The sequence below is a fragment of the Nocardiopsis mwathae genome, from assembly GCF_014201195.1.
Classification (GTDB): domain Bacteria; phylum Actinomycetota; class Actinomycetes; order Streptosporangiales; family Streptosporangiaceae; genus Nocardiopsis_C; species Nocardiopsis_C mwathae.
Window position 1 is genome coordinate 4,799,218 of sequence record NZ_JACHDS010000001.1, and the last position, 24,145, is coordinate 4,823,362.

25 protein-coding genes and 1 pseudogene are annotated in these 24,145 nt (G+C 71.7%); 12 read left to right on the forward strand and 14 right to left on the reverse strand.

Annotated features, from left to right (window positions below):
* Nucleotides 1–88: 88 nt before the first annotated feature.
* Nucleotides 89–2,395 (reverse strand): DEAD/DEAH box helicase, encoded by a 2,307-nt coding sequence (locus tag HNR23_RS21090; protein WP_394353794.1) that lies wholly within the window; start codon nt 2,393–2,395, stop codon nt 89–91.
* A gap of 236 nt (nt 2,396–2,631) precedes the next feature.
* On the opposite strand from HNR23_RS21090, the gene HNR23_RS21095 reads away from it, so the two are divergent.
* A complete protein-coding gene (locus HNR23_RS21095; protein WP_184078032.1) occupies nt 2,632–2,979 on the forward strand; it encodes an anti-sigma factor antagonist in 348 nt (115 codons plus the stop codon).
* Nucleotides 2,980–3,003: 24 nt separating this feature from the next.
* The gene (locus HNR23_RS21100; RefSeq protein ID WP_184078033.1) at nt 3,004–3,561 is read left to right on the forward strand and encodes an ATP-binding protein; all 558 of its coding nucleotides are present in this window, start codon (nt 3,004–3,006) and stop codon (nt 3,559–3,561) included.
* A 123-nt stretch (nt 3,562–3,684) separates the two neighbouring features.
* On the opposite strand, the gene HNR23_RS21105 is transcribed toward HNR23_RS21100, so the two are convergent.
* From HNR23_RS21105 to nth, 4 genes are all read right to left on the reverse strand, one after another.
* Nucleotides 3,685–4,143 (reverse strand): ASCH domain-containing protein, encoded by a 459-nt coding sequence (locus HNR23_RS21105; RefSeq protein ID WP_184078034.1) that lies wholly within the window; start codon nt 4,141–4,143, stop codon nt 3,685–3,687.
* 171 nt (nt 4,144–4,314) lie between these two features.
* A complete protein-coding gene (locus tag HNR23_RS21110; protein WP_184080671.1) occupies nt 4,315–5,493 on the reverse strand; it encodes a MarP family serine protease in 1,179 nt (392 codons plus the stop codon).
* A gap of 16 nt (nt 5,494–5,509) precedes the next feature.
* Nucleotides 5,510–6,190, reverse strand: a complete 681-nt coding sequence (locus HNR23_RS21115) for an NUDIX hydrolase (protein ID WP_184078035.1) — start codon at nt 6,188–6,190, stop codon at nt 5,510–5,512.
* Nucleotides 6,187–6,948 (reverse strand): endonuclease III, encoded by a 762-nt coding sequence (gene nth, locus HNR23_RS21120; RefSeq protein ID WP_343070647.1) that lies wholly within the window; start codon nt 6,946–6,948, stop codon nt 6,187–6,189. Before nth ends, HNR23_RS21115 begins: the two co-directional genes overlap by 4 nt.
* A gap of 289 nt (nt 6,949–7,237) precedes the next feature.
* On the opposite strand from nth, the gene HNR23_RS21125 reads away from it, so the two are divergent.
* Nucleotides 7,238–7,924 (forward strand): Crp/Fnr family transcriptional regulator, encoded by a 687-nt coding sequence (locus HNR23_RS21125; RefSeq protein ID WP_343070648.1) that lies wholly within the window; start codon nt 7,238–7,240, stop codon nt 7,922–7,924.
* A 98-nt stretch (nt 7,925–8,022) separates the two neighbouring features.
* Here the strand turns inward: HNR23_RS21125 and HNR23_RS21130 are convergent, their stop codons facing one another.
* The 4 genes from HNR23_RS21130 to HNR23_RS21145 all read right to left on the reverse strand — a co-directional run bounded on the left by HNR23_RS21130 (nt 8,023) and on the right by HNR23_RS21145 (nt 10,645).
* A complete protein-coding gene (locus HNR23_RS21130; RefSeq protein ID WP_184078037.1) occupies nt 8,023–8,832 on the reverse strand; it encodes an MBL fold metallo-hydrolase in 810 nt (269 codons plus the stop codon).
* A gap of 116 nt (nt 8,833–8,948) precedes the next feature.
* Entirely contained in the window at nt 8,949–9,794 is an 846-nt protein-coding gene (locus HNR23_RS21135; RefSeq protein WP_184078038.1) for an NUDIX hydrolase, read from the reverse strand.
* A gap of 216 nt (nt 9,795–10,010) precedes the next feature.
* Nucleotides 10,011–10,472, reverse strand: coding sequence for a RidA family protein (locus HNR23_RS21140; RefSeq protein ID WP_184078039.1), 462 nt, complete (start codon nt 10,470–10,472; stop codon nt 10,011–10,013).
* On the reverse strand, nt 10,472–10,645 hold the full coding sequence (locus HNR23_RS21145; protein WP_184078040.1) for a DUF4177 domain-containing protein: 174 nt from the start codon (nt 10,643–10,645) through the stop codon (nt 10,472–10,474). Before HNR23_RS21145 ends, HNR23_RS21140 begins: the two co-directional genes overlap by 1 nt.
* A gap of 71 nt (nt 10,646–10,716) precedes the next feature.
* On the opposite strand from HNR23_RS21145, the gene HNR23_RS21150 reads away from it, so the two are divergent.
* Nucleotides 10,717–11,745 (forward strand): ArsA-related P-loop ATPase, encoded by a 1,029-nt coding sequence (locus HNR23_RS21150; RefSeq protein WP_184078041.1) that lies wholly within the window; start codon nt 10,717–10,719, stop codon nt 11,743–11,745.
* 438 nt (nt 11,746–12,183) lie between these two features.
* On the forward strand, nt 12,184–13,362 hold the full coding sequence (locus HNR23_RS21155) for an ArsA family ATPase (RefSeq protein ID WP_184078042.1): 1,179 nt from the start codon (nt 12,184–12,186) through the stop codon (nt 13,360–13,362).
* Nucleotides 13,363–13,604: 242 nt separating this feature from the next.
* Here HNR23_RS21155 and HNR23_RS26990 read toward each other — a convergent pair.
* A pseudogene (locus tag HNR23_RS26990) lies at nt 13,605–13,889 on the reverse strand (WhiB family transcriptional regulator); the annotation flags it as partial.
* 476 nt (nt 13,890–14,365) lie between these two features.
* Between HNR23_RS26990 and HNR23_RS21165 the strand changes: the two are divergent.
* Complete coding sequence (locus HNR23_RS21165; RefSeq protein ID WP_184078046.1) at nt 14,366–16,780, forward strand: penicillin-binding protein; 2,415 nt, start codon at nt 14,366–14,368, stop codon at nt 16,778–16,780.
* Between the two features lie 144 nt (nt 16,781–16,924).
* Here HNR23_RS21165 and HNR23_RS21170 read toward each other — a convergent pair whose 3' ends face one another.
* Complete coding sequence (locus HNR23_RS21170; protein ID WP_184078048.1) at nt 16,925–17,380, reverse strand: GatB/YqeY domain-containing protein; 456 nt, start codon at nt 17,378–17,380, stop codon at nt 16,925–16,927.
* Between the two features lie 166 nt (nt 17,381–17,546).
* Here HNR23_RS21170 and HNR23_RS21175 point away from each other — a divergent pair, with 166 nt between their 5' ends.
* Together HNR23_RS21175 and HNR23_RS21180 are read left to right on the forward strand one after the other, a co-directional pair.
* Nucleotides 17,547–18,455 carry a metallophosphoesterase gene (locus HNR23_RS21175; RefSeq protein ID WP_184078050.1) on the forward strand — a complete coding sequence of 303 codons (909 nt, stop codon included), beginning with the start codon at nt 17,547–17,549 and terminating at the stop codon, nt 18,453–18,455.
* Between the two features lie 67 nt (nt 18,456–18,522).
* Entirely contained in the window at nt 18,523–19,218 is a 696-nt protein-coding gene (locus HNR23_RS21180; RefSeq protein WP_184078052.1) for a DUF6597 domain-containing transcriptional factor, read from the forward strand.
* Here the strand turns inward: HNR23_RS21180 and HNR23_RS21185 are convergent.
* Both HNR23_RS21185 and HNR23_RS21190 read right to left on the reverse strand, forming a co-directional pair.
* Nucleotides 19,205–19,609 (reverse strand): VOC family protein, encoded by a 405-nt coding sequence (locus HNR23_RS21185; protein WP_184078054.1) that lies wholly within the window; start codon nt 19,607–19,609, stop codon nt 19,205–19,207. The genes HNR23_RS21180 and HNR23_RS21185 overlap by 14 nt on opposite strands.
* Nucleotides 19,610–19,723: 114 nt before the next feature.
* Nucleotides 19,724–20,149, reverse strand: coding sequence for a DUF1761 domain-containing protein (locus tag HNR23_RS21190; RefSeq protein ID WP_184078056.1), 426 nt, complete (start codon nt 20,147–20,149; stop codon nt 19,724–19,726).
* Between the two features lie 380 nt (nt 20,150–20,529).
* Between HNR23_RS21190 and HNR23_RS21195 the strand changes: the two genes are divergently transcribed.
* Together HNR23_RS21195 and HNR23_RS21200 are read left to right on the forward strand one after the other, a co-directional pair.
* Nucleotides 20,530–21,774: an MFS transporter gene (locus HNR23_RS21195; RefSeq protein WP_184078058.1), complete on the forward strand. Its 1,245-nt coding sequence runs from the start codon at nt 20,530–20,532 to the stop codon at nt 21,772–21,774.
* A 33-nt stretch (nt 21,775–21,807) separates the two neighbouring features.
* Nucleotides 21,808–22,698: a LysR family transcriptional regulator gene (locus tag HNR23_RS21200; RefSeq protein WP_184078060.1), complete on the forward strand. Its 891-nt coding sequence runs from the start codon at nt 21,808–21,810 to the stop codon at nt 22,696–22,698.
* 45 nt (nt 22,699–22,743) lie between these two features.
* Here the strand turns inward: HNR23_RS21200 and HNR23_RS21205 are convergent, their stop codons facing one another.
* Complete coding sequence (locus HNR23_RS21205) at nt 22,744–22,917, reverse strand: hypothetical protein (protein ID WP_184078062.1); 174 nt, start codon at nt 22,915–22,917, stop codon at nt 22,744–22,746.
* Between the two features lie 769 nt (nt 22,918–23,686).
* Here HNR23_RS21205 and HNR23_RS21210 point away from each other — a divergent pair.
* Both HNR23_RS21210 and HNR23_RS21215 read left to right on the forward strand, forming a co-directional pair.
* Nucleotides 23,687–23,926, forward strand: coding sequence for a hypothetical protein (locus tag HNR23_RS21210; RefSeq protein WP_184078064.1), 240 nt, complete (start codon nt 23,687–23,689; stop codon nt 23,924–23,926).
* Entirely contained in the window at nt 23,919–24,080 is a 162-nt protein-coding gene (locus tag HNR23_RS21215; protein WP_184078066.1) for a hypothetical protein, read from the forward strand. The genes HNR23_RS21210 and HNR23_RS21215 overlap by 8 nt, the downstream gene beginning before the upstream one ends.
* The last annotated feature ends 65 nt before the right edge of the window (nt 24,081–24,145 follow it).

The following is a 24,145-nucleotide window of genomic DNA, read 5'->3' on the forward strand; positions in this document are numbered from 1 at the left end:
GGGACGCGGCGGCCGTGATCCAGCCTGCGCAGCCCGGTCCGGCCGGGGAAAGGCGGAATCTCCCGGCTGTGGACAACCGCTCGGGCTCTCACCCCGCACCGCGCCCGGTGCCCTCGGCGAGCACCTCGTCCAGTAGCCGCAGTGCGCCGGGCTTGCTCAGCGGCTCGTTGCCGCTGCCGCACTTCGGCGACTGGATGCACGAGGGGCAGCCCTCCGCGCACTCGCAGTCCGCGATGGCCGCGCGGGTGGCCGCCAGCCAGGCGCGGGCGGCGGTGAAGCCGCGTTCGGCGAATCCGGCGCCGCCCTCGTGCCCGTCGTAGACGAACACCGTGAGCAGCCCGGTGTCGGCGTGCAGGGCGGTCGAGACGCCGCCGATGTCCCAGCGGTCGCACGTGGCGAACAGCGGGAGCAGGCCGATGGCGGCGTGCTCGGCCGCGTGGGCGGCGCCGCGCAGGTCGACGTCGGCCTTGCGCAGGCGGTCGGCGGCGTCGGTGTCCAGCGTCCACCAGACCGCACGCGAGTTGAGGGTGCGCTCCGGCAGGTCGAGGGGCTGCTCCCCGAGGACCGAACCGGTGCGGACGTCGCGCTTGAGGTAGCCGACCACCTGGCGGGTGACCTCGACCTCGCCGAAGTGGACGGTGGCCGACGGCCCCCACTCCTCCTCCCGCAGCGTGCGCAGGATCTGGATCTCGGTGACGTCGCGCGCCCAGGTGCTGTACTCGGGCATCTCCCCGTGCACGAGGGCGACACCCTCCTCCAGGTCGAGTTCGTCGACCACGTAGCTCAAGCCCTGGTGCAGGTAGACCGCCCCGTCGTGGACGGTGCCGTGCGCCGCCGCCTGGTCGACGGTTCCCAGCAGCTGCCCGCTCTCGGAGTCGACGATCTGCACCGGCGGCCCGCCCGCGCCCCGCAGGTCGGCGAGGTCGCTCGCCCGGTCGCGCCGCGCCCAGAACCAGCCGCGGGGGCGCCGCCGGAGCAGCCTCCGGTCCACCAGGTCGGCGAGCACCGCTTCCGCCTCGGGGCCGAACACCGGCAGGTCGTCGGCGGTGAGCGGGATCTCGGACGCCGCCGCGCACAGGTGCGGCCCCAGCACGTAGGGGTTGTCCGGGTCGATGACGGCGGCTTCCACCGGGCGGCCGAAGATCGCCTCCGGGTGGTGAACGAGGTAGGTGTCGAGCGGGTCGTCGCGGGCGATGAACACCGCCAGCGCGTCCTCGCCGCGTCGTCCGGCCCGCCCGGCCTGCTGCCACAGTGATGCCAGGGTGCCCGGCCAGCCGGTGACCAGCACGGCGTCCAGGCCGGTGATGTCGACGCCGAGTTCCAGGGCGCTCGTGGTGGCCAGCCCGAGCAGTTCCCCGCTGCGCAGCGACGCCTCCAGTTCCCGGCGGTCGTCCGCCAGGTACCCGGCCCGGTAGGCGGCCACACGCCGGGCCAGGCCCCGGGTGCGGGAGTCGCTCAGGGCCCGCTGTGCGGCCATGGCGACGGTCTCGGCCGCCTGCCGGGAGCGGACGAACGCGAGCGTACGCACACCCTCCTCGACGAGCCCGGCGAGGATGTCGGCGGCCTCGGCGGTGGCGGTGCGGCGCACGGGTGCACCGTGCTCGCCCTCCTGGTCGGTGAGCTCCGGTTCGACCAGCGCGACGCTGAGCGCGGCGCGCGGCGAGGCGTCCTCGGTGACCGCGCGCACGGGCAGGCCGATCAGCCGGCTCGCGCTCTCCGCAGGCGTGCCGGTGGTGGCCGAGGCCAGGATGAAGGTGGGTTCGGCCCGGTAGCGTGCGCAGACCCGGCGCAGCCGCCGGATGACCTGCGCCACGTGCGACCCGAAGACGCCGCGGTAGCGGTGGGCCTCGTCGATCACGATGTAGCGCAGCCGCCGCAGGAAACCCGCCCACGCCGCGTGCCGCCCGAGGATCGCATGGTGCAGCATGTCGGGGTTGGTCAGCACGTAGTCGGCGTGGGCGCGGATCCAGGCGCGCTCCTCGCCGGGGGTGTCGCCGTCGTAGGTGGCGGCGCGCAGTCCCGGTGCGTCGAGTTCGCTGAGAAAGCGGCGCTGATCCGCGGCGAGGGCCTTGGTCGGGGACAGGTACAGCACGGTGCCGCCCTGCTCGGTGGCCTCCGCGCACGGCAGCAGGAAGCCCAGCGTCTTCCCCGACGCCGTACCCGTGGCTATGATCACATTGCTACCGGAGCGCGCGAGGTTCGCGGCGGCGACCTGGTGCGTCCACGGGGCCGGGACTCCCATCTCGGCGAGGCGTTCCAGCACGGAGGAGGGTGCCCATTCTGGCCAGTCTTCACTTACTCCGTCGCTACGTGCCAGTCGCTCCACATGTGTCACCTGCGAGTTCCGGGTATGGACTCGCCACAGCCGGTGGAGGGTCGACTCCCACTGATTCACCCCGAGCCCTTCCTCGGTGAGCACTGCATGTGGGTGAGCACTGTGCCCCCCACATGGACGGTGGCTGACGGACGGACGGTTTCAGTGTGGCATCTGAGGGAAGAGACGCGCGGTGTCGTGGTTTTCTTGTGCATAACAGGAAGACGCGATGCGCGCGCGTGGTTGAATGCCGCCGTGTGGGGTAACGCCCGGCAGAGATCATTCGCGGTTTTTCGCGGTTCGGCGCTGGAGGACTAGTGGACTTGAAGCTTGATCACTACACGAAGGACGACACCGAAGTCGTCGTCGTCGAGGGTGAGATCGATGTCTATACCGCGCCCAGGCTGCGTGAGCTCCTGATCGATCTGGTCAACAAGGGCAACTTCCACCTCGTGGTGAACATGGAGAAGGTGGAGTTCCTCGACTCGACGGGGCTCGGCGTGCTCGTGGGCGGCCTGAAGCGCGTGCGCGCCCACGACGGCACGCTCGACCTGGTCTGCACCCAGGAGCGCATCCTGAAGATCTTCCGGATCACCGGACTGACCAAGGTCTTCGGCATCTATGAGTCGGTGCAGGAAGCCATCGACAAACGCAAGACGAACTAGTCGCAGTCACGTAACGAGCAAACGATGGCACTCGTCCAGCTCACGATCAGCGCGCTGCCCGCACACGTGCGCACGGCCCGGCTCATGGCCACGGCCGTCGCACGTCGGGCCGGCATCGCCGAAACCGCCCTCGACGAGATTCGGCTGGCGGTCGGCGAAGCGTGCTCGCGTGCGGTGGAGGCACACCGTGCGCACTGCCCCGACCAACCGATCCGGCTCGAACTGATCGACAGCGCCGTGCCCCGGCCCGAGGGCCCCCAGGGCGGCGCTCCGGCCGCGATCCCGCACAACGGGAACGGGCGCTCCGCCCAGCGTTTCGAGGTCGTGGTCGCCGACCGGGCACCGGTCTCCGATCCCGGCTCGACGGTGAACCACCACGCGGCCGGTGGCACCGGGATCTTCCTGGGCGAGCAGCAGACTCCGGCCGGCGGCGTCTCGGGGCTCTCCCCCGACGTCGGGCTCGCGGTGATCGTCGGCCTCGCCGACGAGGTCAGCATCGAGCCCAACGATGACGGCACCGTCGTCCGGATGAGCTGGCCGCTGGGGCAGAGCGAGCCGGAGAACACGGAACTCGTCGACTGACGGCCCTGTGACGTGCACGGCGGGCGTCCACTCCGGCGGAGTGGACGCCCGCCGTGCTCACCCCACCCACCGCGCCACAGCGCCGCTCCGGGGCTCTGAGCGCCCACTGCGCGCTCCGGGACGTCAGTCCCCACTCCGCAGCACCGCCTGCACCCGGAAGCGCTCCAGGACCACCTGGGTGGCGTCATCGAGGGTGACGCCGTGCGGCGGGGGCGGCTCCACCCGTGCCGCCTCCCGGCGCCAGAACTCCTCGTGCGCCGCGCGCCACTCCGCCACCGTGCGGTGGCCTTCACCCTCGGCGGCCGCGTGCGCTTCGTCGACCTCGCCGAGCGGCACCACGCACATGTCGATCGTCTCGATGACGGCGACCGGGTGCCCCGCGGAGTCGACCAGGAGCGCCTGGTCCCCGGTTTGGGGCAGCGGCTCCCCTGCCGCCTCGTAGTCGGCGAGCAGACTCGCCGTGGCGGTCTTGCGGCCGTCCAGGATCGCGGCGACGAGCCCGTCGCGCATCGGTCCGGGGGCGCCGAACTCGGCCCTGGGGAGCGTGGCGAGCGCGAACCGCATGGTGCTGGCGAACGTCATGCGGCAACCCTAAGCCGCCCTACTCGCGCGTAACCGCGCCCTGCGAGGCAGGTCACACCGCAGCCCCCGCGGGAACGGGCGTCCGCGGCCCCGGGAGACCTCGCTCACAGTTCAACCCGAGGCCGCCTCGGACGGCCGCTCCCCGACCGGAGCGCATCCGAGCGGCCCGTCCTAGTCGCACTCCTGCGGCGACACCGGCTGGGTGGCGGTGGCTCCGGTGCGGGCGTTCTCCGCGACCTCGTCGGCGGTGAGCACGTAACCCGTCTCGCCCTCGTTGGTCGCGGCGGCGAACACGACACCGTAGACCGTCCCCTGCGGCGAGAGCAGCGGGCCGCCCGAGTTGCCCGGTCGGACCACCGCACGCACCTGATAGATCTCCCGGCTGACCTGCTGCGAGTGGTAGAAGTCGGGCCCCTGCGCGGTCTGCTGGGCGCGGATGCGTGCCGGGACGGCGGTGAATCCGTTGTTCCGCGGGAAACCGGCGACGACGGCGTCGTCGCCCTTCTCCGCCTCGTGTTCGAAGGCCAGCGGGTCGAGGCCGACACCGGGAACGTCGAGCACCGCGATGTCCTGCTGCGGGTCGTACAGCACGATCGTGGCCGGCACCTGGCGTCCGGTACGGGTGACCACCCGCAGGTCCTGGGTGACCCCGGCGACGACGTGCGCGTTGGTCATGATGCGGTCCTGGCCGTAGGCGAACCCGGTGCCCTCGACGCGCCGCTGGCACGACGGCGCGGTGCCCAGCACCTTGACGACGCTCTTGGAGGCCTCGCGCAGCTCGGGGGTGTTGAGCACGTCGGGGTCGGGCGGCTCCACCTCGGCCGGCTCTCCCGACCCCAGGCCGCTGAAGACCTGCGGGAACGCGCTCTGGTCGACGATTCTGCGGAAGGTGGAGAACCACATGTAGGCCGTGTCGGGCATGACCTGGTCCACGGCCTGCAGGACACGGGAGCGCTGCACCTCGTTGTTGAGGACGGGGATCGCGGAGTTGGCCACCGCGCTGCCCACCAGCCACGCCACCAGCAGCACCGAGACGGTGCTGACCAGTGCCCCGCCCATGGCGTCCAGGACGCGGGCGGAGTCCCAGGTGACGCGGTTGCGCACGACCGTGCCGAGGTAGGAGGCGAGGAACTGGCCCATGGCGGCGGACAGGAAGACGACGGCGATCGCCAGCAGCGCCTGGCGCCCCGGCTCGGCGACGAACGACTGGATCAGCGAGGGCGCCCCGAGCGCGGCGAGCACGCCGCCGCCGATGAACCCGGCGAAGCTCAGAATGCCGACGATGAAGCCCTGCCGGTAGCCCGAGACCGCGAAGAGCAGCACCAGGACGACCAGCACCAGATCCAGCACGATGCCCTCCATCACGTCACGCCGTCCCGCCGTCCGGGCGCACCAGGTCACCAATAGGCACGATCGGCCCGCTGCCGCGGTTCGGCATCGGGGTCTCCCATCCACCCAGGACCAGCAGGCGGTGGAGGATCCCGGCGGTGAAGCCCCACACCAGCATTCCGCGCACACGGAACGCCGGGCCGATGGTCCCATCCGGGTGGCGGACCCGCACCCGGTTCGCGGGATCGGCGAGCTCGGAGACGGGGACGCGACAGACGGCCGCGACCTCCCCGCTGTCGGCCGGATGCACCGCCGAAGGCGTGTGCCACCAGGCCAGGACCGGAGCGACGCGGAAGCCGCTGCGCTCGATGTACAACTCGGGGAGCAGGCCCAGCGTCGCGATCCCGGCCGGGTCCAGCCCGGTCTCCTCCTCGGCCTCGCGCAGCGCGGCCTCCTCGGGGCCGGTGTCGGACGGCTCGATCCGGCCGCCGGGGAAGGCCGGCTGGCCGGAGTGGCGGCGCAGCCCGTTGTTGCGCTGGATCAGCAGCACGTCGGGGCCGCCGTCGCCCTCGGCGAAGAGGATGAGCACGGCGGAGGGGCGCCCGCCGGACTCCGGTGGGCGCATCACGGCCGGAACCGGCATCCGCCGCGCGGCGTCGGCCAGCCGCGCCAGCCACTCGGGGGCGGCGCCCGGTTCCCGGCTCGGCCGCCCGCTCATGAGAACGGGCCGTTCCGGACGAGTGCGCGCGCGGTCGCCTCGTCGGTCGGCCCCTCGCCGAAAGCGGGGCACAGGGGAGCCAGCGCGCAGGCCCCGCACGCGGGTCGGCGGGCGTGGCAGACACGGCGGCCGTGCCAGATGAGCCGGTGGGACAGCATGGTCCAGTCCTTGGGCGGGAACAGTGCGGCGATCTCGTGCTCGACCTTGACGGGGTCGGTGGCTGCGGTCCAGCCGAGACGGCGGACCAGCCGCCCGAAGTGGGTGTCCACGGTCAGTCCGGGGACGCCGAAGGCGTTGCCGAGCACCACGTTTGCCGTCTTTCTCCCAACACCGGGTAGTCTCACCAGGGCATTCAGTGTTCCGGGGACCTCGCCGCCGTGCCGTTCGCACAGCTGCTGCCCCAGCCCGATGATGCTGTTCGCCTTGGCCCGGAAGAAGCCGGTGGAGCGGATGATCCCCTCCAGCTCCTCCCGGTCGGCGGCCGCGTAGTCGGCTGCGGTGCGGTAGCGCGCGAAGAGCGTCGGCGTCACCGCGTTGACCCGCTTGTCGGTGCACTGCGCCGACAGGATCGTGGCGACCAGCAGTTCGAGGGGGTCGGTGAAGTCCAGTTCGCAGTGCGCGTCCGGGTACAGCCGGGTCAGCTCCCGGTTGATGCGGCGGGCACGGCGCACCAGGGCGAGCCGCGTCTCGCCCGTCGGGGTCGCGGGGGCTTGGGACGTCTCGCCTGGCGTAGGGATAGTGGAAGGGTCACCGGACACACCCAAAGACTACGTACCTCACGGCCGTTCGGCGGGCCGGGGAACGTAACAAGCCGACGACCACCGACACGGGTGACGCATCGCCCGCGCTCGGTGACGGAGATTATGTCGGCAATATCAGGAGATCGGCAGGGTGAGCACCGTCCGGGGCGCTAATGCATCTAAGATCGGAATCGCCGACGTCGGCTGTGGCGGGTTGTCACCCAGGCGACAAGCCGAGGTAACCACCTGGTTTCACACTGGGGTGCGATATACGTCACACTGTTGACGGTCAGGTTGCAAGGAGGACGTGGTGGACGAGACCAATGAGGTGCTGCGGAAGGCGCCTCTTTTCGAAGCACTCGACGAGGAGGGCGCTGCCGCTCTGCGCGCCTCGGTGAGCGAGGTGCGCCTCGGCCGGGGGCAGACGCTCTTCTCCGAAGGGGATGAGGGCGACCGTCTCTACGTGATCCTCAGCGGAAAGGTCAAGCTGACCCGCACCGCCGTCGACGGCCGGGAGAACCTGCTGAGCGTGCTCGGCCCGGGTGAGATGTTCGGCGAGCTCTCGCTGTTCGACCCGCGCCCGCGGACGGCCAGCGCCGTCGCCGTGACCGACGCCGTGCTCGCCGGCCTGGGCCACGACGACCTGCGCCCGTTCATCGCGGGCCAGCCCCAGGTGTCCGTGGAACTGCTCAAGGCCCTGGCGAACCGGCTGCGTCGCACCAACGACGCCATGTCGGACCTCGTCTTCACCGACGTTCCGGGGCGCGTCGCCAAGGCCCTGCTCGACCTTGCCGACCGGTTCGGTAAGGAGGGCGAGGACGGCCTGCACGTGCACCACGACCTCACCCAGGAAGAGCTGGCCCAGCTCGTGGGCGCTTCGCGAGAGACCGTCAACAAGGCACTCGCCGAGTTCGCCCTGCGCGGCTGGCTGCGGATCGAGGCCAAGGCCGTCGTGCTGCTCGACATCGAGCGGATGCGCCGCCGCGCGCGGTGAGCATCATCGACCGTTCTACGACCGAGCCCGGCCCAGTGCCGGGCTCGTCGTGTATCCGGCGGCCGCACAGGCGCCCGTGACGCGTGGCCGCACGCGGCTCAGACGTCGCCGAGCTCCTGCGGCACGTCGCCGCGCTTGGCCAGGTAGCGCAGCTGAGCCCGGACCGACGCCTCCGCGGCCAGGGTCAGCGTCGGCTCGATGTCGGTGTACACCCGTGTGACGACCTCCCGCGGCGTCCGGGCGCCCGCCCGCACCGCCGCCGTGACCTGCTCCAGCCGCTCCTCCCGGTGCGCGATGTACTCGTCCAGCCGATCGAGCGCCTCGGCGCAGATCGGACCGTGGCCGGGGAGCAGCGCCCGCACCTCCGTCCGGCGGGCCAGATCCCGCAGCCGGTGCAGCGACTCCATGTAGGCGGCCAGTCCGCCGTTGCCGCCGAGCACCGTGCTGCCGCGGCCGAGCACCGTGTCGCCGGTGAGCACGACGCCGTCGGCGGGGAGGTGGAAGGACACCGAGTCCGCGGTGTGCCCCGGTGTCGCGATCACGTGCAGCCGCAGCCGGTCCACGACGATCTCCTCGCCGTCGGCCAGGGGCTCCCCGCCGATGCACAGCGCGGGGTCCACGGCACGCACCGGGGCCCCGGTGAGCTCCGCGAAGTAGCGGGCGCCGTCCGTGTGGTCGCCGTGGTGGTGGGTGAGCAGTGCGACGGTGACCTGTGCCCCCTGCTCCTGCACGGTGCGCGCCACCCGCTCCAGGTGCCGTTCGTCGTCGGGTCCGGGGTCGACCACGACCACGCCGCGGGCGCCGGGTTCGCGCAGCAGCCACGTGTTGGTCCCGTCGAGCGTCATGGGGCCGGGGTTGGGGCACAGCACGCAGCTCGCGCGCAGGGTGCCGGAGCCGTCGATCCTCATCGCACCTCGTCTCTCGCTGGGAGGCCACCGGGCCGGGCCGCGGCGGGCCCGGTGACGGGGGATCGTCAGAGCAGATCGTCAGGGCAGAACTTCGGGCCGGGCTTCGGCGCGGCCTGTCACAGCGGGTAGTCGACGCCGTCGGGGACGACCAGGCGGTACTCTCCGCCGATCTCGCGCAGCTCGGGCTCGACCGGCCGCACCTCGCCGCGGTCGGCCGACAGCACCGCCGCGAGTGTGCCGCAGGCGGCTAGGTCCTTGCAGGTGGAGACGGTCGGCGGGAGCATGGGCAGCTCGCCGCGCTCCCACCCGGCCACGGCGTCGGCCGGGCGCATCCACGTGACGCGGTCGGCCTCGCCGCCGACGTCCCGTGTCTGCTGGCCCACGGGCAGCGCCGCGGCGAAGAAGCGGGTGTCGTAGCGGCGGCGCTCCACCTTCGGGGTGATCCACTGCGACCAGAGCCGCAGCAGGTCGGAGCGGATCACCAGCCGCCGCTTGTCGAGGAACTCCGCGAACGACAGGGAGCGGTCGAGGAGGGCCCGGCGATCGGCCTCCCAGCCCGCGCCACGGGTGTCAGCGACGATATCGGCGTCGTCCGGTGAGGAACCCGCCAGGAGCACCCCCGACTCCTCGAAGGTCTCCCGCACCGCCGCGCACACCAGGGCACGCGCCAACCCCTCGGTCGTGCCGAGCCGCTCGGCCCACTCGCGCGGGGCCGGCCCGGCCCAGCCCACCTCGCGGTCGGCGTCGCGCTCGTCCACGCCGCCGCCGGGGAACACGTAGGCGCCCGGGGCGAACGGCATGGAGGAGTTCCGCCGCAGCAGGTAGACCTGCAGCTCACCGCGGCCGACCGCGGAGGGGGCGGCGTGCTCGCGCAGCAGCATGACCGTTGCCGCCGGGCGGGGCTCGGCGGGCGCGACGCGCCCGCCGAGGATGTCGCGGACCCGCGACTGGTCGCTCGTCATGGTCGTCCTCCTGGGGTGCGGTGAACAGCCATCGTGTCGGCCGGCCGCCGGGCCCGCGGGGGATCGGCCCCGCGCCGACGAACCGGCCTTTCCGCCGCGGGATTCCGCCCCCGAACACCGACGCCGGCCCCGGGTGCACGACCACACGCGCTCTCATCATCATCTCGCGTGCACTCTTCCCGAGACCGGCGCGGGTACGCAATGCGCTCGGGCGCCTCAGGCGACCTCGACGATCAGTTCGACCTCGACCGGGACGTCCATCGGCAGTACGGCCACGCCGACCGCGCTGCGGGCGTGCACCCCGGCGTCGCCGAAGACCTCGCCGATGAGCTCGCTGGCCCCGTTGATGACCTGCGGCTGGCCGGTGAAGGACGGGTCGCTGGCCACGAACCCGACCAGTTTGACCACGCGCTTCACCTTGGACAGCTCGCCGATCTCCGCCTTCACCGCGGCGAGCGCGTTCAGCGCGCAGATGCCCGCGAGCTCCTTCGCGCGCTCCGGGGTGACGTCGGCGCCGACCTTGCCGGTGGCGGCGGGCGCGCCCTGCACCATCGGCACCTGGCCGGAGATGTAGACGTGGTCGCCCGTCCGCACCGCCGGTGTGTAGGCGGCGAGCGGCTTGACCACCTCGGGCATCGTGTGCCCGAGCTTCTCGATGCGCTCCTCGGGCGTCGCCATCAGGCCTTCACCCGCTTCATGTAGGCGACCAACTGCTGGTTGCGCGGGTCGGCGTCCACGGTCGGCGCCGGAATGACGGCCACCAGCTCCCAGCCGTCCTCCCCCCAGTTGTCCAGGATCTGCTTCGTCGCGTGCGACAGCAGGGGCACCGTCGCGTATTCCCACTTCGTCATGGGCGCCACCTTACTCACCACACGCCGCCGTTGATCGTCGCGCCCACCGCCGCCCGAATAAACTCCCAGGGATGAGTGCGCGCGATCGGGACTGGGATGGCGTCCGGCTGCACGTCGTGACCGGAAAGGGAGGTACCGGCAAGACGACCCTGGCCGCCGCCCTTGCGCTGGCGCTGGCCTCCGGCGGCGGGAAGGTGCTACTGGTCGAGGTCGAGGGGCGCCAGGGCATCGCCCAGCTCTTCGACTGCCCGCCACTGCCGTACGAGGAGCGGAAGGTCGCCGTCGCGCCGCGGGGCGGAGACGTGTACGCGCTGGCCGTCGACGCCGAAGCCGCCCTGCTCGACTACCTGGAGATGTTCTACGGCATGCGCCGCGCCGGGCAGGCGCTCAGCCGGTTCGGCGCGGTGGACTTCGCCGCCACCATCGCGCCGGGGATGCGCGACGTGCTGCTCACCGGCAAGGCGACGGAGGCGGTACGCCGCCGGGTGGGAGCCGACCGCAGGCGCGGAAGCGGGCGCGAGGGCTCCCAGGAGCCGTTCGTGTACGACGCCGTGGTGATGGACGCGCCACCCACCGGCCGGATCGCCCAGTTCCTCAACGTCAATGCCGAGGTGGCCGGGCTGGCCCGGGTCGGTCCCATCCGCAACCACGCCGACAAGGTGATGGAGACGATGCGGTCGCCGGAGACCGTGGTGCACTTCGCGACCCTGCTGGAGGAGATGCCGGCCCAGGAGGCCGTGGACGGCGCAGCGGAGATCCGGGAGGTGGGGCTCAACGTCGGCGCCGTCATGGTCAACATGGTGCGCGACCCGCTGTTCGACGCGGAGTCGCTGGCGGCGGCCGCGGCCGGGCGGCTCGACGTCGACGCCCTGGCCTGCGGTTTGAAGGCCGCCCGTTTGGAGCACCCCGAGCAGAGGGCGCGCGAACTCGCCGAGGAGATCACCGACCACGCCCTGCGGATGCGCGTGGAGTCCGCCATCCGCGACCGACTCGCCGACCTGGAACAGCCCCGCTACGAGCTCCCCTTCCTCAACGACGGCATCGACCTCGGGGGGTTGTACATGCTGGCGGATGGACTCAGGGAACAGGGCGCCGCGTGAGGGTGAACGAGTGCGCGAAGCCGGCGGCGCCCGACCGCCGCAGGCCCCACCGCGCCACCGGCGCAGCAAACGAGGAACCCGAACGCGGCCGAGCACACCCCGTGAGGGTGAACGAGTGCGCGAAGCCGGCGGCGCCCGACCGCCGCAGGCCCCACCGCGCCACCGGCGCAGCAAACGAGGAACCCGAACGCGGCCGAGCACACCCCGTGAGGGTGAACGAGTGCGCGAAGCCGGCGGCGCCCAACCGCCACAGGCCCCACCGCGCCACCGGCGCAGCAAACGAGGAACCCGAACGCGGCCGAGCACACCCCGTGAGGGTGAACGAGTGCGCGAAGCCGGCGGCGCCCAACCGCCACAGGCCCCACCGCGCCACCGGCGCAGCAAACGAGGAACCCGAACGCGGCAGGAATGCAGACCGCATGACGTGTAGGGGGAACGATGACGGACGCGCGTGAGGCGCCGCGGCTGGACGTGGACGCGCTGCTGACCGACCGGCGTACGCAGATCGTCGTGTGCTGTGGCTCGGGCGGGGTCGGTAAGACCACCACGGCTGCGGCGCTCGGCCTGCGCGCGGCCGAGCACGGGCGCAACGTCGTCGTCATCACGGTGGACCCGGCGCGGCGGCTGGCCCAGTCGATGGGGTTGACCGAGCTCGACAACGTCCCGCGCCGCGTACCGCTGCCGCCGGGCGCCGGCGGCACCGGCCGACCGGGGACGTTGCACGCGATGATGCTCGACATGAAGCGGACGTTCGACGAGATCGTCGAGTCGCACGCCGATCCCGAGCGGGCGCGGCTGATCCTGTCGAACCCCTTCTACCAGTCGCTGTCCTCCAGCTTCTCCGGGACGCAGGAGTACATGGCGATGGAGAAGCTGGGGCAGCTGCGCCAGTCGGGCGACTGGGACCTGATCATCGTCGACACCCCGCCGAGCCGGTCGGCGCTGGACTTTCTGGATGCGCCCGAGCGGCTGGGCCGGTTCCTCGACGGGCGGCTGATCAAGTTCCTCAGCGCTCCGGCGAAGACGGGCGCGTTCCGCCTGCTGGGCGCCGGGTTCGGGATGGTCACCGGCGTGATCGGCAAGATCGTCGGGGCGCAGGTGCTCAAGGACGTGCAGACGTTCGTCACCGCTTTCGACGCCGTGTTCGGCGGGTTCCAGGAGCGCGCCGAGCAGACCTACCGGCTGCTGCAGGCCCCGGGCACGGCGTTCCTCGTCGTGGCCGCGCCGGAGAGCGACGCACTGCGCGAGGCGTCGTACTTCATCGAGCGGCTCGACCAGGACCGTATGCCGCTGGCCGGGGTGATCATCAACCGGACGCACCGGACGTCGGTTCGGGGCCTGTCGGCGGCGCGCGCGGCGGCTGCGGTGGAGGCGCTGGAGGAAGCCGGGAACCACCGGCTCGCCGCCGCGGCCCTGCGGTTGCACGCCGAGCGGGCGCGGCTGCAGGACCGGGAGGAGCGGCTCAGCGCGCATCTCACCTCGGCTCACCCCGCGGTCCCCCTCACCGAGGTGCCGGCGCGGCCGGAGGATGTGCACGACCTGGAGGGGCTGCGCGAGATCGGCGCGGCGATCGCGGATACGGGGGACCGTGCGGGACCTGCGGCCCCTCCGGGGTGAGGTGGGCGAGGGCGGCGCCGGTCTCCCGGCGGCCGGTCTCAGTGCGTGAGCGCGCCGCCGCGGACCCGGTCACGGTGCTCGGCAGGGCCGGCGTCACGGTCGATGGGGGCGGCTCCGTGCGGGGCGAGGGCGGCGCGCGCGGTACCGGCGGCTCCCGTCGGGGCGGTGTGCCCGGCCTGGCTGCGGTGCAGTGAGGCGGCGAAGCCGTCGCGCGCGGACCGCTTACGCGGGATGGGGCCGCGCTCGGCGCCTTCGCGTTCGTAGGCGTCGCGTGCGGTCTCCAACAGGGCGCGCCAGGAGGTGACGTCGGGGCGGCGGCGCAGCAGCGCGCGCCGCTCGCGCTCGGTCATCCCGCCCCAGACGCCGAACTCGATCCGGTTGTCGAGGGCGTCGGCCAGGCACTCGGCCCGCACTGGGCAGCCTCGGCAGATGAGCTTGGCCCGGTTCTGTGCGGCCCCCTGCACGAAGAGCGCGTCGGGGTCGGTCTCCCGGCACATGGCCTTCGTGCTCCAGTCCGTGATCCACATCGGTGTCCCACTCCCAAGATCAACGTGTGAGGTTCTGGTGTACGGCCGACGGGCGCGGTCGTCGGCCGGGGCGGGAGGGGTCGGCGGCCGGTGCCGCTCGCGCTTGTCCGGCAGGGGCCGGGAAGGCCCGGGGCACCGAGTTTCGGACCGTCGCGTCCCCCCTCGCCATTGGGGTCGAAACTACGGACCAGGGGGCGTGAGCGACAGGCCCTTGGGGACCCATTTCCGATATGACACGGACGTGCCATTGCGACTCGCGCGAGTCATGGATTCGGCCCGCACACGGGCGATTCGCCGGTCAACCGCATCCCCTTGCCAAGCGTCGTCTATGCGAGGATTGAGCTGGGGTCTGACGGTTCGGGTGGGTGTGGTTCGCGTGGATGAGCGTGGTCGTCGGGGATGGCCCGAGATGCCCCCTCTCACACGTTCGACACGTTCCCGGCCGCACATAGTCTGATGGGGTGGGTCAGGGGACATTGCTGCAGAAAATCGGTCAGCTCGTAGGCGTTGGGGTCATCGCCGGTGTGCTCGTCGCGGCGCTCGCGCTGCCCGCGGTCGGAGGTCTCGGCATCACCGCGCGCAACGTCGCCACCGGGTTCCTCAACATGCCGAGCGAACTGGAAACGCCGCCGCCTCCGCAACGGTCGGTGATCTACGACCGCAACGGCGAGACCATCGCCGAGATCTTCGACCAGAACCGGGAGCTGGTCGAGCTCGACGACATGGCCCCGGTCATGCGCGAGGCCATGATCGCCATCGAGGACTCGCGCTTCTACGAGCACGGCGGCATCGACATCTCGGGCACCTTCCGGGCCGCGCTGCGCACACTCAGCGGCAGCACGCAGGGCGGCTCCTCACTGACTCAGCAGTACGTCAAGAACGTGCTGATCGAGAGCGCCACCTCGCAGGCCGAGCAGGAGGCGGCCCGCGAGACCTCGATCGCCCGCAAGGTGCGCGAGCTGCGCTTCGCCATCGCCCTGGAGCAGCGGGTCGGCAAGGACGACATCCTGGAGGGCTACCTCAACATCGCCTACTTCGGCGACGGCGCCTACGGCGTGGAGTCGGCCGCACAGCACTTCTTCGGGGTCAGCGCCGCCGAGCTGAACCTGGAGCAGTCCGCCGCGCTCGCCGGCGCCGTGCGCTACCCCTACCTGTACAACCTCCGCCTCAACCCCGATGACGGCAAGGAGCGCCGCGACGTCGTGCTGGACCGCATGGCGCAGACGGGGGCGATCAGCGAGGAGGAGGCCGAGGAGGCCAAGGCCAAGGACCTGGAGCTGGACGTCAGCACGCCGAGCAACGGGTGCATGCCCAGCGACCAGCCGTACTTCTGCGACTACGTGGTCCAGGAGATCGAGAAGAACGAGCAGTTCGGCAAGAACGAGACCGAGCGCGCCCGGTGGCTGCGCACGGCCGGCCTGAAGATCCACACGACGCTCGACGTCGACATGCAGGAGGCGGCCCAGGACGCCGTCGACAAGTGGGTCCCGCGCAAGAACGAGTCGCGCAAGGTGGCGGCTGAGGTCCTGATCGAGCCGGGCACCGGCGAGATCCGCGGCATGGCGCAGAGCCGGAACTACGGCCCTGACGAGTCCAAGCTCGGTGAGACGTCGATCAACTTCTCCACCGACTCCGACCGCGGCGGCAGCACCGGCTTCCAGGCGGGGTCGACCTTCAAGGCGATCACCCTGGCCGCTGCGCTGGAGCAGGGCAAGGGCTTCGGCACCTCGTTCAGCTCCGGCAACAGCACCACCATCACCGGGCAGCGCAACTGCGACGGCGGCGTGCTCGCCCCCTGGCCGGTGAAGAACGCCGGGGATACCAAGGGCGGCACCAGCAACAACATGATCTCCGGCACCAAGGGGTCGGTGAACACCTACTTCGCGCAGCTGCAGAAGAGCGTGGGGCTGTGCAACGTCATCGAGATGGCGGAGAAGCTGGGGATCCAGCGCGCCGACGGCCAGAGCTTCGACAACCCGCGGACCCAGGGGAACAACTCCTTCACCCTGGGCAGTGAGGAGGTCTCGCCGATGGCCGTGGCCAACGCCTACGCCACGTTCGCCTCCGGCGGCGTCTACTGCAAGCCGCAGGCCATCACGAGCATCGAGGACCAGCAGTCCGGCAAGACCATCGAGCTGGACAGCGACTGCGAGCGGGTCATCGACGAAGACGTCGCCAACGGCGTGAGCTACCTGCTGTCGCAGACCTTCAAGGGCGGGACCACCACCGGCCTGGAGATCGGCCGCCCGGCGGCGGCCAAGACCGGTACCACCGACGGTTCGGCAGCCGCGTGGTTCGCCGGGTACACCCCGAACCTGGCCAGCGCCGTCTTCGTCGGCGACCCGCGCGGGCCGCAGAACTACCCGCTGCGCAACGTCACCATCGGCGACCGCTCCTACGGTGCGGTCTACGGGGCCACCATCCCCGGGCCGATCTGGAAAGAGACCATGAGCAAGGCGGTGAAGGACCTCCCCGAGGAGAAGTTCCCCGCACCGCCGGGCAAGTTCGGCTCCAGGTCCGAGCCGTCGCCCTCGCGGGATGACGATGACGCCGACACGACTCCGGCGAGCAACGCCACGGGTGAGGGCGGCGTGCCCAACGTCCTGGGGCAGCAGGAGTCCGCGGCGGTGCGGGCGCTGGAGGACGCCGGATACAGCGTCAGCGTCTCCAACACGCGGATCCGCTCCACCCACCCTGAGGGCACCGTGGCCGCGGTCAACCCCGACCCGGGCACGTCACTGCCGCCGGGCGCGACGGTCAACGTGTTCCTCAGCAACGGCGGCGGCGCGGGCCGCGCCACGACCGTCCCCGACGGACACGTGTGGCGTCCCGGCACGGGACCGGTCCTGGCCCCGGCCATGACACGCTTCACAGGCCACGACGCCCCCTGACGGCCGACGGCGGCGAAAGGGGTGGGTGGTCCCGGATCCGGGACCACCCACCCCTTTCGCGCTTCATCACCCGTGCCCGGGCGTCACCGCGCTGCCCACCGCATCACCGCAGGCAGGGCGGACGGATCGCCCGGCACGACCGCGTCACGCGGAGAGCTGCCGCTTGACCTCCGCAGCGACCCGGCCGCCCTCGGCGCGCCCGGCGACCTTCGGGTTGACGACCTTCATCACCTGGCCCATGGCCTTGACGTCGCCCGCCCCCGCCTCCGCGATCGCGGCGCTGACAAGGTCGGCCAGCTCGGCGTCGGTGAGCTGCGCGGGAAGGTACTCGGCGAGGACCTCGCCCTCCTCGCGCTCGGCCCGCGCCTGCTCGGGGCGGTCACCCTTGTCGAACGCGTCCGCGGCCTCACGGCGCTTCTTGGCCTCGCGCGTGAGGAGCTTGACGACCTCGTCGTCGCCGAGTTCGCGCGCGGAGCCGCCGGCCACCTCCTCGGTGGTGAGGGCGGTCAGCACCATGCGCAGCGTCCGGGTCCGCAACTCGTCGCGCGCCTTCATCGCGGCGGTGAGGTCGGCTTTCAGGCGGTCTTTGATTTCGGCCATGCAAGAGATCATAGAGTCCGATCCGCGCAGCACCCACGACTTTTCCACCGGTGCCGGGCCGGACCCGCGGCCGCACAGCCGCCGCGGACTGGGGACGAAGCCGCAGAAGGCCCATCCGGGTCGCGGCATCTGGCACCATCACATAAGCGGACATGGGGAGGTGCGGGTGAAACACCTGGGGAGAACGATCGGCCGGGCTGCGGCCGTCACCGCGGCGGTGGGCGTCGCAGGGCTCGGCTACGCGTCGTTGATCGAGCGCAACTGGTTCCGGCTGCGCCACTACGAGATTCCGCTGCTTGAGGAGGGGGCGCGGCGGCTACGCGTGCTCCACCTCTCCGACGCGCACCTGACACCCGGGCGCCGGATGCTCATGGACTGGGTCCGCGGGCTCGACGACTACCGGCCCGACCTGGTCGTCAACACCGGCGACTCGCTGGCGCACCCCGATGCCGTCGGCCCGTTCATCGACGCGCTGGGGCCGCTGCTGGACCGGCCGGGCGCGTTCGTGTTCGGGTCCAACGACCTGTACTCACCGACGTTCAAGAACCCCGCCCGCTACCTGTGGCGCGACAGCAAGACCGACTACGGCGAGCGGGCCGAACCGGACCTGCCGTGGCAGGAGCTGGGAGCGGCGATGAGCGCGTCGGGGTGGCTGGACCTGAACAACGGCACCGGGCGGCTGAAGGCGGGCGAGGCGGACATCGCCTTCGGCGGCGTGCACGACTCGCACATCGGGCTGGACCGCTACGACGCCATCGCGGGCCCCGCCGCACCGGACGCCGACGTCCGCGTCGGCGTGCTGCACTCCCCCGAACCGGCCAACCTCGACCGCTTCGAATCCGACGGCTACGACCTCCTCCTCGCCGGCCACACCCACGGCGGCCAGATCTGCATGCCCTTCTACGGCACGCTGGTCACCAACTGCGGTATCGACCGCACCCGCGCCTGGGGCCTCAACCGCTACGGCCGCTCCTGGCTCCACGTCTCCGGCGGGCTGGGCACCTCCCCCTACGCCCCGGTCCGCTTCTGCTGCCGCCCCGAAGCCAGCCTGATCGACCTGGTCGCGCGCGGTTAGTCCGCCGATCCGACGCCTGGGGGTGGCCGTCCGGCAGCCACCCGTGCCGTGCATGCACACTGGAAACATGTACTCCGAACGGGGCTCACGTGTCCCCGGGGCGGTGGTGTGGCGGGGGAGGGCCGAGGGGCCCGACGCGGTCGAACAGCGCGTCCTGCCGGACGGGTGCATGGACCTGATCTGGGTGCCGGGCGCCCCGCTGCTCGTGGCCGGGCCGGATACCGTGGCGCACGCGGCGGCCTGGCGGGCCGATACCGAGGTCATCGGGGTGCGGTTCTTCCCCGGCACGGCCCCCGCGATCCTCGGGGTGGCCGCGCACGAACTGCGCGACCAGCGGGTTCCCCTGGTGGAGCTGTGGCCGTCGTCGGCCGTGCGCGCCCTGACCGACCGCCTCGCAAGGGCTCCGGATCCGGCGGACCGGCTGGAGGAGTTCGCGCTCCGACGGCTGGCGCGCGTCGGCCCCCCGGATCCGGAGCTCGTCGCGATCGCGGAGCTCGCGCGTGCGGGGGCGACCGTCGCGGAGACGGCGCGCGAACTCGGCGTCGGTGAGCGGCGGCTGCACCGGCGCTGCCGATCCGCCTTCGGCTACGGTCCCAAGACGCTGGCCCGGATCCTGCGGATGCAGCGGGCGCTGGCGCTCGCCCGCGACGGAGTCGCGTGGGCGGCGGCCGCGGCTCGCACCGGATACGCCGACCAGGCCCACCTCACCCGCGAGGTGACGGCCCTGGCCGGGGCCGCACCCACGGAGCTCATCCGGCGGTAGCGGGCAGGGGGGCGAACAGGTCGACGCTGTTCCCGTCAGGGTCGCCGAGCACCGCGTAGCGCATCCCCCAGAAGGCGTCCCACGGCGTGTGGCGCCCCTCGTGCCCGGCCGCGACGAACTCGGCATAGACCCGGTCCACCTCGGCCGGGTCGTCGCAGCGGAACGCCAACGCCACGCCGTGCCCGCCCTGGGGCGGTGTCCAGTCCGGTTCGAAGGAGCGGATGGTCTCCACCGTGTCCCAAGCGATCCGCAGGCCTCCGGGGAGCGGGGCTTCGACGTGCGGCTGAGTGTCGGCCGACTCCGGAATCTCCAGGCCGAGGCGACGGTAGAACGCCAGGGACGCTCCCATGTCGGCCACGACGAGGCCGACCAGATCGAATCGAGGTGCCATGCCCGCCACGGTAGGCCGCCGGCCCGCAGGGAGTCTTGAACGAATCGGACACCACGGAGATCCGGGGGCGCGGGGGCGTGGTGACGGGCACGCGCAAGGCTTCCGGTCCGAGCGTCACGTCCACAGCGACAGGATCAGACCCGCGATCGCCAGGCCGACGACGTGGTATCCGGCGGTGATGCCGAACCAGACCATGGGCTGCGGCTTCTTCGGGTCGAAATACCCCGCGACGAAGAGCGCCGAGGCGGACAGCCCGACCCCGACGAGCAGCGCGAGCGCGATCCCCTCCCCGACCGCGGCCACCCCGACGGCCGCCAGCAGCATCGCCAGAACGATCACCTGGATCAGGCAGACCACCAGCGGACCGATGTACATCGCCGCGCCGGGCTTCTCCTCGTCGTCGCCCGCCCAGTCGATGGCGCGCATCCACGCCTTTCCGAAAACCGGTCGGGCGAACCACACCGCGCCGAGCCCGAAGTAGACGAGTGCCGCCACGACGATGGCGATCCAGTTCAACTCGCCAAGAACACCGATACCCATGATTCCCCCTCGAACCCATGAGGCAGCGTGCACGGACAAGTATCTCCCGGCCGGTGGTGTGTAGCAATTCTCACGGCCACCCGCTTTCCATCGAGAGCCCGACCTCCACCTGGTCAGACGCCCCTCAGAGGGGAAGCCCGACCCACCCTCCCGCCACGGGGGACGAATTCTTGTCTCCGACCGCTCGCGGAGTGCGCTGATTCGATTCCTGCATGATGCATGCGTTCATGACATTTGTTCCGTGATTCTCGGTTGCCGTAATTTCGGCAGGCGCAGAAGAGCAGATCGGCCACACACCATCGACGACGGAACGCGAGTGGACGACATGCACGAGGAATCGTTCCTCCACCCCGGGAGGACTGGAACGGAGAGCCGCACCCATGAGTGAGGCACACGGCACCCGCACCTCCGAGGTCCGAGCCGACGGAGGAGAGTGGCGGAGGACGGCGCGCCGCGTGGTACTGCTGGCCCTCGGCGCGTTCGCGCTGGGGCTCGACGCCTACGTCGTGGCCGGGCTGCTGCCGTCCGTGGCCGCGGATCTGGATGTTCCGCAGGCGACGGCCGGACAGATGGTCACCGTCTTCACGCTGTGCTACGCCCTGGCCGCGCCGGTGTTCGCCACGCTGCTGTCCGGGCGTCCGGCGCGGGCCGTGCTCGGGCTGGCGCTGGCGGTCTTCACGGTGGCCAACGGGCTGTCCGCGCTCGCATTCGACCTGCCGGTGCTCCTGCTCGCGCGGGCGCTGGCGGGAATCGGCGCGGGTGTCTACTCCCCGATCGCGGCGGCGACCGCGGCGGCAATGGCTGGCCCGGAGCGTCGGGGGCGCAGCCTGGCGATCGTCATGGGCGGGATGAGCATCGGCACCGTGGTCGGGGTACCGGTGGGTGTCCAGCTCGCCGAGTACGTGGGGTGGCGCGGGACGCTGTGGCTGGTCACCGCCCTGGGCCTGCTGGCCCTGGTCGGGGTGGTGGCGTTGCTGCCCCGCACCGAGGCGACCCCGCCACCTCCTCTGCGCGAACGGGTCCGGGTGCTGGGCGACGGCAGGGTCGCCCCCATCGCCCTCGTCTCCTTCCTCGGCGGCGTCGCCAGCCTCGGCCTCTACACCTACCTGGCGACGTTCCTGTCCGATGCCGCGGACGTGGCCAACCCGGTCGGCCACCTGTGGGTGTGGGGTGTCGGCGGTGTGCTCGGCAGTCTCCTGGTCGGCCCCCTCGTCGACCGCACCAAGCGGGCGTATCCGGTCGTCGCCGGTCTCCTCGCCGTTCTCATTGCGGCGCACACCGCCCTGCCGACACTCGCCCCCCATGTGTGGGCCGTCATGGTCCCTCTGGTGCTGTGGGGCGCTGTGGGCTGGGCGCTCCAGGTCCCTCAGCAGCACCGGCTGATCGAGGCCCGGCCGGATCACGCCCCCGTCGCCATCTCCCTCAACAGCTCGGCGGTCTACCTGGGGAGCGCGGCGGGCTCCGCGCTGGGCGGCGCGGTCCTGGCGGCCGGTCTTCCCGCTGCCCGGCTCCCCTACTGCACCGCCGGGGTGGCGGTGCTCGCGCTCCTGCTGCACCTGACCGCGGCCCACTGGACGGGGCGGGGACCGGCGCGCCGGGCGAGCGGGACGTCGCGTCGGCGCTGAGGACTGCGGTCCACGGCCTCTAGCATGATGCGGATGGTTGTAGGTCTGCACCACCTCCGCTGCTTCCTCGCCCTCGCGGAGGAACAGCAGTTCACCGGGGCCGCCGAGCGGCTGGGCATCTCCCAGCCGACGCTGAGCCGCAGTATCCGCCGCCTGGAGGAACTGCTGGGGCGGACGCTCGTCGACCGCGCCTCGCGGCACACCCGGCTCACCGCGGAGGGCGTGCGCCTCCACGGCGAGCTGCGCGTACTCCTGCCCCGGCTCGAAACCGCCCTGCGGCCCGCGGGTGCGGAGGCGCCGCTGCGGCTGGGCTACGCGTGGGGTTTCCCCATCGGCTGGGGCAGGAGCGCCATCGGCAGGTTCGAGCAGCGCCACAACGTCCTGGTCCACACCGTGCGCCGCGATGACCGGCTCGCCGGACTGGCCGACGGCACGGTCGACGCGGCCCTCGTCTGGGGCGCGGTCGCCGACCCCGACATGACGACGACCGCGCTGCACACCGAACCCCGTATCGCCGCGGTCTCCACCCGGTCCACCCTCGCGGGCCGCCACGAACTCACCTGGGCCGAACTGGGCCGGCGCTGCATCGTCCTGAACACCGTCAGCGGGACCCTCACCCCCGACCACTGGCCCACCGACGCACGCCCGGAAGTGGGCGCGGAGAGCACCAACATCGACGAGTACCTGCACGCCGTGGCGTCCCGCCGGGGCGTGGGGGTCCTCCCGGTCTCGGTGTCCCTCCACCACCACGACCCGGACGTGCTCTACATCCCCATCACCGACGCCCCGCCGGCCGTCCTCACCTACGCGGTCCCCCGCCAGGCCGCCCACCCACTGGCCGAACACCTCGGAATTACGCTGCACGACCACGCACACAGCGCACCCCATGAGCGCCCGGAACTCGCCCGCAACGAGCGGCCGTAGTCACTGCGCACTTCCCCCTCCATGGGCAGGGTGCTGTGCACGTGGTCAGGCCGGGGGAGCCGCCGGCCGCAGTCCCGCAGCGTGCGGTTTCGGATGCCCCAGCACCGCGTAGGCCAGTGGCCACAGGGCGACGATCGCCGCGACGCTGCCCACGTAGAACGCCGTGAACGCGAAGATCCCCAGCGCAACGGCCGAGATGACCAGCGCGGCAACGACCACCCCGGCTGGAACGCCAGCAACACGGCGCTGGCGACGATGAACGGGAACGCCCACAGGCTCCACCGGTTCTCACCCGCGTCGCGGAGGTACACCCGGATGGCGAGGAAGGCGAGAATCACGAGAGCGGCCACACCCACCACCGCGATGTGCGCCAGCCCCCAGCGCGTCGGGGCGGCCGCCACCGCAGCGGCGAGCGCCGCGGTGTCCGGCGGCGCTCCGGGGAGGTAGGGGTGGTAGATGAAGCTGAGCAGCAGGGCCAGGGGGCGATGAAGAGGACGGCGGCTTGCCATCGTGCCTGGGTGTCGGCGGACATCGCGCCCACCTCCGAGTGATCGGCGGCCGGGGCACCGTGCCTGGGGCAGCGCCCCTTCACTGAGCCACGTTACGCCTCGCGCCACACCGGAACCAGGACAGGAATGCCCTGCCCACCTGCTCATACTTGGCGATCCGCAGCAGCAGCGGGCCGTATGGCGACAGCCCCGACGCACTGATTCCCGAAGAAGGTTGCCCGACAACTCCGACCTCAGAGTTTGGAGTAATAGCGGGTCATAGTGCATGAACCTCGCGGGATGGCGTGGTCTCGCGTGGTCCGGCGCGGAGTGACGTCTCCCGAAAATCTCCCGAAAACCGAAGCCCTCCCCGAGTGCGATCCACACCGGGGAGGTCTTCCTCGTCCATGACGGTTGGCCGTTTCCGGCCGACTGCAGTGACACACGGCGTTCAGCGGGCTACGGTCCATGTTCAGCATCGAAAAGATCAGTGAGGGCCTATGCGCGATTCCGACGACCCCCTGATGCCCGACAAGCAGAGATTCCCCATGGTGTCCGGGACGGCTCCTCCCAGCGACGAAGCACCGAGCCGGGACCGGCCCTTCGTCCTTCGCGGCGCGCCTACCGTTGTTCCCACCCAAGCCAAGCACCGCAGCCCGGCGCACAAGACGACGGTGCCCCAGACCACCAGCCTGGACAACAAGACCCAGGACGACTCCTACACCGTTCCCGATGACTGACCCGGTCGTCCTGGTCATCGGCGAAGAGGGGGACTGGTCCGCCGACGCGGTCGCCAATGCGGTCGCTGCCGCGGGCGCGGATGCGTTCCGACTGACCACCTACGACTTCCCGCAGCGCATGCCCCTGAGAGCCGACCTGCGCGGGAACGGCTAATCGGGGAGTATCACCACGGCCGCGGGAGAGGTCGAGCTGGATCAGGTGCGCGGGGTCTACTACCG